This window comes from Nevskia sp., assembly GCF_023266035.1.
Lineage (GTDB): Bacteria > Pseudomonadota > Gammaproteobacteria > Nevskiales > Nevskiaceae > Nevskia.
Genome location: NZ_JAHFRY010000080.1, coordinates 12,124 through 23,326 on the forward strand (window position 1 = coordinate 12,124; position 11,203 = coordinate 23,326).

Here is an 11,203-nt window from a genome sequence, read left to right on the forward strand (position 1 = left end):
CCGGCGAATTCCGCCGCGATGTCTCGCCTAGCCTGATGCGCGATCTCGTCTACGGCGCCGTCGAGCATCTGACCTGGAACTACATCTGCGGCCGAGGCGAGCTCGATGTCGACGCGATCGCCGCTGAACTGACGGCGATGGTCTGCGATGGCATCGAAACCAGCGCGCGCGTGGCTGCCGTCAACAAAACCCCGAGACTCGCTAAACGCCGATGAAGAACTCCTTGAGCCACGACACCAGCGCCTGGCCGTTCAAGGCCGTGCTGGTCGCCAATCGCGGCGAAATCGCCGTGCGCGTGCTGCGCACCGTTCAAGCCCTGGGCTTGAAAGGCATCGTCGTCTTTCATGCCGCGGATCGCGGCACGCTGGCCGTGCAGATGGCCGATCAGGCGATCGAGATCACCGGCAGCACGCCCGTCGCCGCCTATCTCGATGCCGAACAGATTTTGAAAGTTGCGCGCGACAGCGGTGCCGGCGCGATCCATCCGGGCTACGGCTTCCTGTCCGAGAACGCCGGCTTCGCGCGCGCTGTCGCAGCGGCCGGCTTGGTATTCATCGGGCCACTGCCCGAGCAGATCGAACTGATGGGCGACAAGGTGCGCGCCCGCAACTTTGTCGAGCGCGCCGGCTTCCCGGTCGCTCCGAGCGCGATCGAGGACGACGATCCGGAGAGCTTCAACGATCGTGCTCGTGCGGTCGGCACGCCGCTGCTGATCAAGCCTTCGGCCGGCGGTGGCGGCAAGGGCATGCGTATCGTTCGCGACCTTGCCTTGCTCGACGCCGAGATCGAACGCGCGCGCAGCGAAGGCCAGCGTTACTTCGGCGATGGCCGGCTCTACGTCGAGCGCTACATCGAGAACCCGCGCCATATCGAAGTGCAGGTTCTCGGCGATGGTTACGGCTCGGTCGTTCACGTGTTCGAGCGTGAGTGCTCGGTGCAGCGCCGCTTCCAGAAGATCGTCGAGGAAACCCCGTCTCCTGCGCTGACGCCGGAACTGCGCGCACGCATTTGCGAGACAGCTGCCGGCATCGCGCGCTCGGCGGCTTACCGCAATGCCGGCACCGTGGAGTTCATCTACGCGCAGACGGGAGAGTTTTTCTTTCTGGAGATGAACACGCGGCTGCAGGTCGAGCATCCGGTGACGGAAGCCATCACCGGGAAGGACTTGGTGCTTGAGCAGCTGCGCGTCGCGGCCGGCGAAGCACTGGGCTACACGCAGGCCGATCTGCGAACCAGCGGCCACGCGATCGAACTGCGCATCTACGCCGAGGACGCCGCACGCGGCTACACGCCGACCACCGGCCCGCTGTTGCGGCTGCGCGCGCCAGAAGGCGAAGGCCTGCGCTGGGACAGCGGCGTGGTCGAGGGCGGCGAAGTTACCGCGGCCTTCGATCCGATGATCGCCAAGCTGATCGTTCACGGCACTGATCGTAGCGAAGCGCTGGCCCGCGCCGACCATGCGCTGCGCGACACCGTGCTGCTTGGCTGCAAGACCAACATCGGCTTCCTGCGCCGGCTGATCGCCCATCCGGCTTTCGTTGCCGGCGACGTCCACACCGGTTTTCTCGATGCCAATCCACAGATCGCGGCAGAGCCGGAACTGGCGCCGTCGACGCTGCAGGCACTGCTGGCTGCCGCGAGCCTGAGCACGAAAACCATGCGCGACGGCGCCGATGCGATTCCCGATCTCCATGCCGCGCTCGGCGCCTGGAGGAACTGATGCACCACGCTTTCGAGTTTGCTGACAACCAACACGGCGTCGAGCTTTCGCGTACGCCTGCCGGCTATCGCCTTCACCTCGACGAGACGCACACGGTCGATGTTCGCGTGCTTGCCGAGATCGACGGCCGACTCAGGCTTAACATCGACGGCCGCAAGATCGACGCGATCATCGCCACGCGCGGCGACGAGGTGTTCATTCATCTCGATGGCGAGGCTTACCAGCTGCGCTACCGCCATCCGCTGGAGCGCCTCGCCGCCCAGCATCAGGGCGGCGCTGCAGACGGCATCCGCGCGCCGATGCCGGGCTCGGTGATCACCGTGGCCGTGGCGGCTGGCGATAGCGTCAGCCGCGGCCAGACCTTGCTGACGATGGAAAGCATGAAGATGGAAACGACGCTGGTCGCCCCACGAGATGGCGTCGTCGCGGCCGTGAACTTTGCTGCCGGCCAGAGCTTCGATCGCGATGCACTGCTGCTGAGCCTGGAGTCGATCACCGCATGAAGCGCATCGAATCACAGCTCAACACTGGCTCGGCCGAGTTCCGCGCTAACGTCGCCCACAACCGGGCGATTGCCGATGACTTGAAGGCGCGTCAGCAAGCCGCGCGCCATGAGCGCCCGCAGCGCGATATCGATCGTCTGCGCGCGCAGAAGAAGCTGCTGGTGCGCGAGCGCATTGCGCTGCTGCTTTATCCGGGCACGCCGTTCCTGGAGCTTTCGACGCTCGCGGCAGGCGAGGCTTACGACGGCAGCGTGCCGGGCGCCGGCTGCGTGATCGGCATCGGCATCGTTGCCGGCCGGGAAGTGGTCATCAATGCCGGCGATGCCAGCGTCAAGGGCGGTGCCTGGTATCCGCTGACGATCAAGAAGACCGTGCGCGCGCTCGACATCGCCATCGAGAACCGCCTGCCGGTCGTCCATCTTTGCGACTCGGCCGGCGGCTTCCTGCCGCTGCAGGCGGATTTCTTCGCCGACAAGTACGCCGCTGGCCGGATCTTCCGCAATCAGTGCGCGCTATCGAAGATGGGCGTGCCGCAGGTCGCCGTGGTGCTCGGCCATTGCACGGCCGGTGGCGCCTATGTGCCGGCACTGTCGGACTACAGCGTGATCGTTCGCGGTACCGGCGCGATCTTCCTCGCCGGTCCGCCACTGGTGAAAGCCGCGACCGGTGAGGAAGTCACTGTCGACGCGCTTGGCGGTGCCGACATGCATACCTCGGTGTCCGGCACCGCCGACTATCCGGCCGCCAGCGAGGAGGAAGCGATCGCCATCGCGCGCGACATCGTCGGCAACTTCGCGAAAGCAGAAAAGACCAAGGTGCAGTGGCAGACGCCCGAGCCGCCGCTGCACGATCCGGAAGAGCTCTACGGCGTGTTGCCGCGCGACATCAAGCAGAGTTTCGACATGCGCGAAATCATTGCCCGCATCGTCGACGGCTCGCGCTTCCATGAATACCAGCCGGCCTACGGCAAGACGCTGATCTGCGGTTACGCCCATCTCTGGGGCTACCGCATCGGCATCCTCGCCAACAACGGCGTGCTGTTCAATGACAGCGCGCTGAAGGGCGCGCACTTCATCGAGCTGTGCAATCGCGATCGCACGCCGCTGCTGTTCCTGCAGAACATCACCGGCTTCATGGTTGGCCGCGAGTACGAGCAGCGCGGCATCACCAAGGACGGCGCCAAGATGATCATGGCGATGTCGAACGCCACGGTGCCGAAGCTGACCGTGATGTGCCACGGCTCGTTCGGTGCCGGCAATTACGGCATGAGCGGCCGCGCCTTCGATTCGCGCTTCCTGTTCTCCTGGCCACAGAGCCAGACCGCCGTGATGGGCGCCGAGCAGGCCGCGAACGTGCTGGTCGACATCAAGATCCGTCAGCTGGCGCGCACCGCACAGAAGCTCTCGCCGGAAGACATCACGGCGATCCGCGAGCCCGTGCTCGACGAGTACAAGCGCAAGTCCAGCGCCTACTGGTCGACTTCGGAAATCTGGGACGACGGCATTCTCGATCCTGCCGATACCCGCAATGCGCTGGCGATGGCGCTGTCCGCCGCGCTGAATGCGCCGATCGAGGAAGCGCGCTACGGCGTGTTCCGGATGTGATCGCTGCGCCCCCAATAACTAAAAGAACCTTTCAGGAAGTCTGCAAGACATGAGCAATGAAATCGGCAATCTGGTGCTGATCGAAGAACACCTCGACGGCCGGGTCGCCCTGCTGACCCTGAACCGTCCGGATGCGACCAATGCCATCGACGACTCCATGGCGCTGGCGATCGAAGCCGCAGTGGCCCACATCAAGGCTTCGCCGCGCATCGAAGCTGTGCTGCTGACGGGTGCCGGTCGCATCTTCTGCTCGGGCGGCGATGTCGGCGTGTTCAAGGCTGCGCTGGGCAGCGGTGACGATGGCGAACTCGCGCGCTTGCTCGATCGACTGGCGACTCGTATTCATGGCGCTCTGGAAGCCCTGGTCAACGCCGGACCGTTGCTGATCGCGGCGGTCAATGGTCCGGCGACTGGCGCTGGTCTGGGCTTCATCTGCGCTTGCGATTTCGCTTACGCCAAGCCTTCGGCGACCCTGCGTCCAGGCTTCTCGAAGCTCGGCCTGTCGCCGGATACCGGCACTACCCAGTTCCTGCCGCGCATCGTCGGTGTTCGCAAGGCGCTGGAAATCCTGATCCGCGGCGATGCGATCACGCCGGAGGCGGCGACCCGACTCGGCATTTTCAACGAGGTGATCGACGGCGACGATGCGGCGTTCATCGACGCCGTGCTTGAACGGATCAAGCCGCTGATCGCGTCCGGTCGCGCGGCCAGCGAAACGCGGCGGCTGATCCGCGAGACGATGTCGCCTGGCCTGCATGAGCAGCTTGCGGCAGAGCAGGCTTCGCTGGTGGCACTGGCATCCAGCCCGCTGGTGACCGGACGGCTGAAGAAAGCGCTCGGGCTCTGAGCCGGCGCGGAATCGTTCAGCGCTGTTCGCGGAAGCGGCGCGGCGTTGAACCGGTCAGTGCGTGGAAGGTGTCGGTGAAGTGCGATTGGCTGGAGAAGCCGGTCTCCTGGGCGATCCAGGCGAGATCGAATTCGGTATTTCGCAGCAGGCGCATCGATGCGGTAACCCTGCGCTGGGTGATGTACTGGTGCACCGTCGAGCCCATCGCCGAATGGAAGCTGCGCGTGAACGCGGCCCGGCTGATGCCGACGTGGGCAGCGAGTTCGTCGATCGGCAGCGGGCGACTCAGGCTGCCCTCGATATGCGCCAGCAACTCGGCCAGCGACCGGCCGCCGATCTTGCGGTTCGGCGAAGCTGGCAGGTTCGCCGCTGCGTCCCGCTTTACTGCCGGCTGCACCGGTTGCACCGTCAGCGCCAGTTGGCCGATGTGGCAGAGCAGGGCGCTGGCCAGTTTGGTGATGTAGTCCGATGACGGTGCCCGCGAGCCGCGCGCCGCCCGCAGCAGCGCTTCCATGCTGGCGCTGATGTAGGCGTCGCGGAACGCGAAGCGCGCCGTCGCCGTGCCGGCGCCGAGGGTGGGCTCGAGGCTGCTGATGCGCTGCACGCTCTGCGGCACGTGCAAGGTCATCACGTCGATGCTGCCGCCAGTGTTGAAGGCAACGGAGCGGCCCGGCGGCAGGATCGTCACCAGCCCCGGCGTCGAACAGGCGCGGCTGAGGCCGCGCTCGGTCACCGCACGCACGCGGCGTGAACCACCGAGGTGCAGGGCGATGACCAGCTCATCGGTTTCCGGCAGTTCGAAGCCGGCCATGTCCGGCGTGCGCCAGTCATAGATGCCGATGCCGGCTTCACCGTCAGTTCCCGCTTCTGCGGCAACGGCAGGTGCGGTGCCGAATGCGAATCGGAAGGCATCTGCCGCATGCAATCTGACGGTGGCGTTCATGTGCGGATGACCCGGATGATGCGTAGCCGATTCTGATATCGCGATCGGACAATCTTGGTAGACCGCTATTTACTGCAAAAGGATACTTGGGCACAAGCAGAAAACGCCGGAAAACCGGTATGGCCGTCTTTATCCGAGGAGTAATGATTCCATGAATCCGACACAACCGAATCCAGTTGATTACAGCATGTGGAAGCTGATGGCCTGGACCGGCCCGATCTTCTTCATCGGCTTCTTCTGCATGTGGGGCCTGCTGGGAAGCAACTTCCCGCCGATGGCAGCGAACACCAGCGCCCAGGACATGTGGCAGCACTACAAGGATCTGCAGACGCCGATCATGATCGGCATGTCGGTGTGCATGGTGCTTGGTTCCTGTTACATGACTTTCGGCGCGGCGGTGTCGCGCGTCATGCGCCGCATCGAAGGCGGTGAAGGCATGCTCGCCAACATCGAGATGACTGGCGCAACGATCACCTATTGCCCGATCGTCGTCGCCTGCGGCATCTGGCTGACCATCGCGTTGCAGATCGACGTGCTGTCGCCGGAGATGGTCCAGACGCTGTACTACCTCGGCTGGATGATCGTCGACCTCGCCTACATGGTGACCAGCTGGCAGATCATCGCCGCCGCCATCGTGTTCCTGCGCGACAAGCGCGCGAAGCCGCTGGTGCCGGCCTGGGTCTGCTGGTGGGGCTTCGTCACCGTGGCCTCGTTCTTCCCGGTGAGCCTGATCCCGTTTTTCAAGACCGGCCCGTTCGCGTTCCACGGCATGTTCAATTTCTGGATCGCGTTCCCGACCTGGTACATCTGGATCGTGTCGATGTCGGTGTTCATCATCAAGGCGGTCAACCGCATCGAGATCGAGGACGGTGCCGCCAGCCCGAGCGCAGTGCGTGAGCAGTCCGGCTCGCTGATCGGCGCCCGCTGAGGCATTCTCGCGGCATGTCGACTTCTCCAGCCGTAGCGACCCGACGCCTTCCCGGAGTGGAGGGCGTCTGGGTTTTCGTACTCGCCGACATGTGCTTCTTCGGCGTGCTGTTCGTGTCGTTCATGCAGGAGCGGATCAAGCAGGGCGCGTTGTTCGAAACCGCGCGCCACACCTTGAATCCGGACTTCGGCGGCATCAACACGCTGATCCTGCTGACCAGCTCCTGGTTCGTGGTGCTGGCCGTCGATGCCGCCAAGCGTGACCGGCTCGCCACGATTCCGAAGCTGCTGCTGGCGGCGATGCTCTGTGGCATCGCCTTCGGCATCTCGAAGGCGATCGAGTACGGCGGCAAGCTCGCGGCCGGCATCACGCCGATGAGCAACGACTTCTACATGTTCTATTTCTCGCTGACCGGCATTCACCTGCTGCACGTGATCGGCGGCTGCGTGATGCTGACGGTGTTCTGGCTCAAGGCGCGCAGGGGCGAGTTCGACAGCCGCAACATGAAGGTGCTCGAATCCGGCGCCACCTACTGGCACATGGTCGATCTGCTGTGGATCTTCCTGTTCCCGCTGCTGTACTTGCTGAGATAGGGCTGAGATAGGCCATGGCTTTACTGACGAAACCCGCGACCCTGGTCTGGCTGTTCCTGATGGCTGCGACCTGCGTGACCACCTGGGGCTTGTCGAAGGATCAGTTCACCGCCAGTGTCGCGACCTTGTCGATCATCCTGATCGCGGCGATCAAGGTGCGGCTGGTGTTGCTGCACTTCATGGAACTGCGCCATGCGCCTTTGCCGTGGCGGCTGCTGCTTGAAGCCTGGGTGCTCGTGGTCACCGGCGCGATCGCCGGCTTCTATCTGCATGCCGCTCCTGTGGCCTGATTGGCTGATTCATTCGTTGCAACGAAAAAGCCCGGCTGAATCAGCCGGGCCCTTTTTAGCGCTTTCGTTACGGCATTTTTGCGGAATGACTTTCGTCAGTGAATTTGTCGTAGAAGATGGCCTCGAGCTTCATGCCGGCTTCGGTCATGGACGACATGCCGGCGTCGATCATGCCGGGCGGGCCGCACATGTAGCCTTCGGCGGTGGACCAGTCGATCTCGGGCAGGGCATCGGTGATGAACTGCGTCACCAGACCGCGAGCGCCGGTCCAGGAACTGTCGGCTGGCTCATGCGACAGCACCGGCAGGAACACGAACTTGCCGTTCCAGTTCTGAGCGATCTGCTGGATCTGCTCGAGACCATAGAGATCCGCCTGCGTCCGCGCCCCGAACAGAAAGGCACAAGGCCGCTGCACGCGATCCTTGCGACCCGCTTCAAGCACTGACAGCAACGGCGCCAAGCCCGACCCCCCGGCGATGCAGACCATCGGCGCGGTGCCCGGATGAAGATGGAAATTGCCGTGCGGGCCCTCCACATCCAGGGTCACATCATTCAACTCGCCCTTGAACAAGGCTTCGGTGAACATCCCGTTCGGCACCTTGCGGATGAAGAACGACACCTGACTGCGGCCATCCCGATCCGGCGCATCGGCAAACGAATAGTTTCGAGCGCGCTGGATGTTCGGATATTTCAGATTGGCGTACTGACCGGCCACGAACTTGATCGGCCGATCCAGGGCAATGGTGATCTTGACGATGTCATGGGTCAGCGTCTCGGTGGCCGAGATCTTGCCGGTGAACGACGCCACTGCCGGCGCATCGAGCGCCTGACTCTCGACTTCCACCTGAGTCAACGCATCCTTCGGGATGGCCTGACAGGCGAGGATGAAACCGGCGGCGATTTCCTGCTGCGACAGCGTGTAGCCGAAGTCGGTCAGCGCACTGACACGTCCGGATTTGAGCTTGCACTTGCAGGAGCCACAGGTGCCGACGGTGCAGTTGTGCGGAAACGGCACGCCATTCTTGAGGGCAGCCTCAAGCATGGTTTCCCCGCTCGGCACTTCATAGCGCGCACCAAATGGCGCCACTTCCACAAACTTCGCTTCCTTCGCAGCAAACAGCGATTTCAGAAATCCCATGGCCACTCTCCGCAAGGCTCCGCGCGACAGGATAGTGCAGCAGGAGCGCGCGGATGGTATGCATCCATATGAAAAAGCGCAACGCGTTTTCGCGAGTTGTTTTGTCAGCGATGAAGCGCTACGGCCTCAGTCCTCATCCAGCGACTGATTGTTGCTGTCCACGCCCATCCGCGACAGCGAATGCTTGATCTGACCCAGCAGCCGAGACAGCGTCTGATGATCGTCCAGGCTGAGTGCGCCGAGCGCCCGCTGGTTGAAGCGATCTTCCTCGATGGTCATGGTCTTGATCAGCGGTTGCGCGGCGCGGGTCAGATAGACGCGCTTGACGCGCTTGTCGAGCGGATCAGCGCGGCGTTCGACCCAGCCGCTGTTCTCCAGCTGATCGACAACAGTGCCGAGGCTGGCCTTGCCGACTTCCAGCACGTCGGCGAGCTGCGACTGCATCATGCCGTCGTGGCGTGACAGATGCGCCAGCACCCACCAGCGGGCACGGGTGATCTTCAGCGGCTTCATCAACTGGTCGTAGGCCGAACGGCGCAGACGCGACACGTCGTGGATCAGGAAGCCCAGCTTGATCCATTGCCGCGACAGTTCTTCGCTTGGCGGCGGCTGCAGGCTGGCATCGCTCGGTTCTTCGCCAGGCTGACGCGCAGATGCGCTTGGCGGCTCGGCCGGGGGCGTCGTGGCGGCTTCTGAAACCGTCGCTGCCTCCGCTGGCGGGGCCTTGATGTTGCGCGTCTTCATCGCAGGTTTTCCCAATTGAATCGGCCGCGCCTGACAGTTCGGGGAGCGATTCCCGCGACCTGAACCCCATCTGAACCATGGCAAACCGTATGCTTCAATACTACAACGGTTCGCGGCCGATTCACTTTGCCAAGCGTGCATTTCAGCGTCGATTCGATTGACTTGAGGATTGTTCCTGGCCGACTCTGCGACGGATTTGGTGCGCCGCCAGACGACGGGAAGCTTGATGATGTCCCGACTGCTGCTGCGCTCCTTTGCTGCGACTGTGCTGACGCTCGCCTTGTCGGCCTGCGGCTTTATCCGTCCCGTTGCCGATCCCGTGCCTGAACAGAGCGCCGAACCAGTCGCTTACGACAAGGCTTCCTGTCCGCGGACCAGCAGCTGCGGCAGCAACATCAAGGTATTGGGCAAGCCTTGATGCCGCTGCCTGCCGGCGATCAGAACGCCGCGCTGTAAAGCAGGTAAAGGCCCAGCGCGCCAGCGCTGCCATGCACAGCGACCATGGCCAGCGGCGTTCTGCCCTTGAACAGCACGCGGAACAGCAGCATGCCGCCGATGAAGCCGCCGAGGAACACCACCAGCGCCCACCAGGCGAGCGTCGGCGTGGCATCGCCGCCCTTGAGGTTCGAGGTGAACAGGGTGGCCAGCGCCGCCAGTCCACCAAGCCCGTGGGCTGGCCCCAGGAAGGCTGGAATGCGGATGCCGAAGGCAATCATGGCCGCCATGCCGATACCGCCGGCGGCAATGGCTGCGAAGAAATAGAACGCAATCTGAATCAATGGCATGGCTTGCTTCTCCCTTAGTGTGGCCCGGACTCGATGTCGGGCCTTAGTTGTGATGAAAGGATGATGCTGGCTGCTGCTGGTCACGAATGCCCCATGCTTTCGCTGGGGGCATGCTCAGGTTAGCGGTACGGCTTCCGCATCGCCAAAACTCAGGTGTTCCCACATCCGCTCGTAGACTCTTCCGGCCACCACCTGCCGGGCAATGGTTTCGTCTGCTGTCAGCAGCGTGTGGTCGCCGTCCTGACCCATCTGCATCAGGCCGGTTTCGACTCGTGCAGCTTCCTCCAGGAACCAGGACAGCGCCACCGCTTCGACGATGGTCTTGCCAACCACCACCGCGCCGTTGGCGCGCATCACCAGCGCGTTGCCGGTACCCAGCGTATCGGCGAGACGGGCGGCGGCTGTGTCATCACGCAGCAGGCGGGGGTCATCCCAGAGCACTGGGCCTTGGCCGTCCGGTCTCGCGAAGTAGGCGCCGAAGCCGTGCCGCGCACGCGGCGTCCGCTTCAGCAGCGCGAGCAGGCCGATTTGCGGCGGCATGATTCGGCATACCGCAGCAATCTCCGGCCGCCGGGCGTAGACCTGCTGATGGATGCGCACCTCGCCGAGCACGCCATCCGGCAAGGCGCCGCGGACCGGCACGACGGTGCCGGCATCGCTAGGCTGGATACTGCCCATCGGCTTCGCGGCGCAGACCAGAAAATGCTGCGCATCGAGACGCAGGCTGCAATGACCGTAGGCGTGCACGAGGCCGCCGCGCGATAGCGCACGAGCGGCCACGCGCAGCTCGGCTTGTTGCGCGGCGCTGGCGATCGGGGCGGGAAAATTCGTTTGTGGCACAGCTGTCATAACCTTCATTTCCTTTCGGGGCAGGCGCTTGTGATCGCAACTTACAATCCGTTTAGCCGGAATGTTGAAAGCGGGTGGGAAGCATAGTACGGTGCCACACGAACTTTGACGATACGGAAGAACAGCCGCGTGAAAAAGATCCGCTGCGCGATCATCGGTCCTGGGAACATCGGGACGGACCTGCTGTACAAGCTGAAGCGCTCCGGCGTGCTGGAGCCGGTATGGATGGTCGGTGTCGATCCGGAATCGGAAGGTCTGG

The 11,203-nt window shown here is 63.7% G+C and carries 13 protein-coding genes and 2 pseudogenes; 10 read left to right on the top strand and 5 right to left on the bottom strand.

Annotated features, from left to right (window positions below; translation table 11 throughout):
* From Q0D45_RS13280 to Q0D45_RS13300, 5 genes and pseudogenes are all read left to right on the top strand, one after another.
* Window positions 1-215 (top strand): annotated as a pseudogene (locus tag Q0D45_RS13280) (hypothetical protein); the annotation flags it as partial.
* Window positions 212-1,720, top strand: a complete 1,509-nt coding sequence (locus Q0D45_RS13285) for a biotin carboxylase N-terminal domain-containing protein (RefSeq protein WP_293393604.1) — start codon at window positions 212-214, stop codon at window positions 1,718-1,720. The pseudogene Q0D45_RS13280 and the gene Q0D45_RS13285, both read left to right, overlap by 4 nt.
* Window positions 1,720-2,223: a biotin/lipoyl-containing protein gene (locus tag Q0D45_RS13290; RefSeq protein WP_293393606.1), complete on the top strand. Its 504-nt coding sequence runs from the start codon at window positions 1,720-1,722 to the stop codon at window positions 2,221-2,223. Before Q0D45_RS13285 ends, Q0D45_RS13290 begins: the two co-directional genes overlap by 1 nt.
* Complete coding sequence (locus tag Q0D45_RS13295) at window positions 2,220-3,827, top strand: carboxyl transferase domain-containing protein (protein WP_293393608.1); 1,608 nt, start codon at window positions 2,220-2,222, stop codon at window positions 3,825-3,827. Before Q0D45_RS13290 ends, Q0D45_RS13295 begins: the two co-directional genes overlap by 4 nt.
* A 49-nt stretch (window positions 3,828-3,876) precedes the next feature.
* Window positions 3,877-4,674 (top strand): enoyl-CoA hydratase-related protein, encoded by a 798-nt coding sequence (locus tag Q0D45_RS13300; RefSeq protein ID WP_293393611.1) that lies wholly within the window; start codon window positions 3,877-3,879, stop codon window positions 4,672-4,674.
* Between the two features lie 16 nt (window positions 4,675-4,690).
* On the opposite strand, the gene Q0D45_RS13305 is transcribed toward Q0D45_RS13300, so the two are convergent.
* Window positions 4,691-5,617 (bottom strand): AraC family transcriptional regulator, encoded by a 927-nt coding sequence (locus Q0D45_RS13305; RefSeq protein ID WP_293393613.1) that lies wholly within the window; start codon window positions 5,615-5,617, stop codon window positions 4,691-4,693.
* A gap of 151 nt (window positions 5,618-5,768) precedes the next feature.
* On the opposite strand from Q0D45_RS13305, the gene Q0D45_RS13310 reads away from it, so the two are divergent.
* From Q0D45_RS13310 to Q0D45_RS13320, 3 genes are read left to right on the top strand one after another with little or no spacing between them, the layout of a single operon-like run.
* Window positions 5,769-6,545 (top strand): hypothetical protein, encoded by a 777-nt coding sequence (locus tag Q0D45_RS13310; protein WP_293393615.1) that lies wholly within the window; start codon window positions 5,769-5,771, stop codon window positions 6,543-6,545.
* Between the two features lie 56 nt (window positions 6,546-6,601).
* Window positions 6,602-7,138 carry a cytochrome c oxidase subunit 3 family protein gene (locus Q0D45_RS13315; protein WP_293393617.1) on the top strand — a complete coding sequence of 179 codons (537 nt, stop codon included), beginning with the start codon at window positions 6,602-6,604 and terminating at the stop codon, window positions 7,136-7,138.
* A 14-nt stretch (window positions 7,139-7,152) separates the two neighbouring features.
* Window positions 7,153-7,428 (top strand): cytochrome C oxidase subunit IV family protein, encoded by a 276-nt coding sequence (locus Q0D45_RS13320; RefSeq protein ID WP_293393619.1) that lies wholly within the window; start codon window positions 7,153-7,155, stop codon window positions 7,426-7,428.
* 67 nt (window positions 7,429-7,495) lie between these two features.
* Here the strand turns inward: Q0D45_RS13320 and Q0D45_RS13325 are convergent, their stop codons facing one another.
* Complete coding sequence (locus Q0D45_RS13325; protein WP_293393621.1) at window positions 7,496-8,566, bottom strand: 2Fe-2S iron-sulfur cluster binding domain-containing protein; 1,071 nt, start codon at window positions 8,564-8,566, stop codon at window positions 7,496-7,498.
* A gap of 126 nt (window positions 8,567-8,692) precedes the next feature.
* Entirely contained in the window at window positions 8,693-9,310 is a 618-nt protein-coding gene (locus Q0D45_RS13330; RefSeq protein WP_293393623.1) for a MarR family winged helix-turn-helix transcriptional regulator, read from the bottom strand.
* A gap of 169 nt (window positions 9,311-9,479) precedes the next feature.
* On the opposite strand from Q0D45_RS13330, the gene Q0D45_RS13335 reads away from it, so the two are divergent.
* On the top strand, window positions 9,480-9,728 hold the full coding sequence (locus Q0D45_RS13335; protein ID WP_293393625.1) for a hypothetical protein: 249 nt from the start codon (window positions 9,480-9,482) through the stop codon (window positions 9,726-9,728).
* Window positions 9,729-9,747: 19 nt separating this feature from the next.
* Here Q0D45_RS13335 and Q0D45_RS13340 read toward each other — a convergent pair whose 3' ends face one another.
* Both Q0D45_RS13340 and Q0D45_RS13345 read right to left on the bottom strand, forming a co-directional pair.
* Window positions 9,748-10,095 (bottom strand): hypothetical protein, encoded by a 348-nt coding sequence (locus Q0D45_RS13340; protein ID WP_293393627.1) that lies wholly within the window; start codon window positions 10,093-10,095, stop codon window positions 9,748-9,750.
* Window positions 10,096-10,209: 114 nt separating this feature from the next.
* Window positions 10,210-10,881 carry a class II aldolase/adducin family protein gene (locus Q0D45_RS13345; protein WP_366946445.1) on the bottom strand — a complete coding sequence of 224 codons (672 nt, stop codon included), beginning with the start codon at window positions 10,879-10,881 and terminating at the stop codon, window positions 10,210-10,212.
* A gap of 192 nt (window positions 10,882-11,073) precedes the next feature.
* Between Q0D45_RS13345 and Q0D45_RS13350 the strand changes: the two are divergent.
* A pseudogene (locus Q0D45_RS13350) lies at window positions 11,074-11,203 on the top strand (acetaldehyde dehydrogenase (acetylating)); the annotation flags it as partial.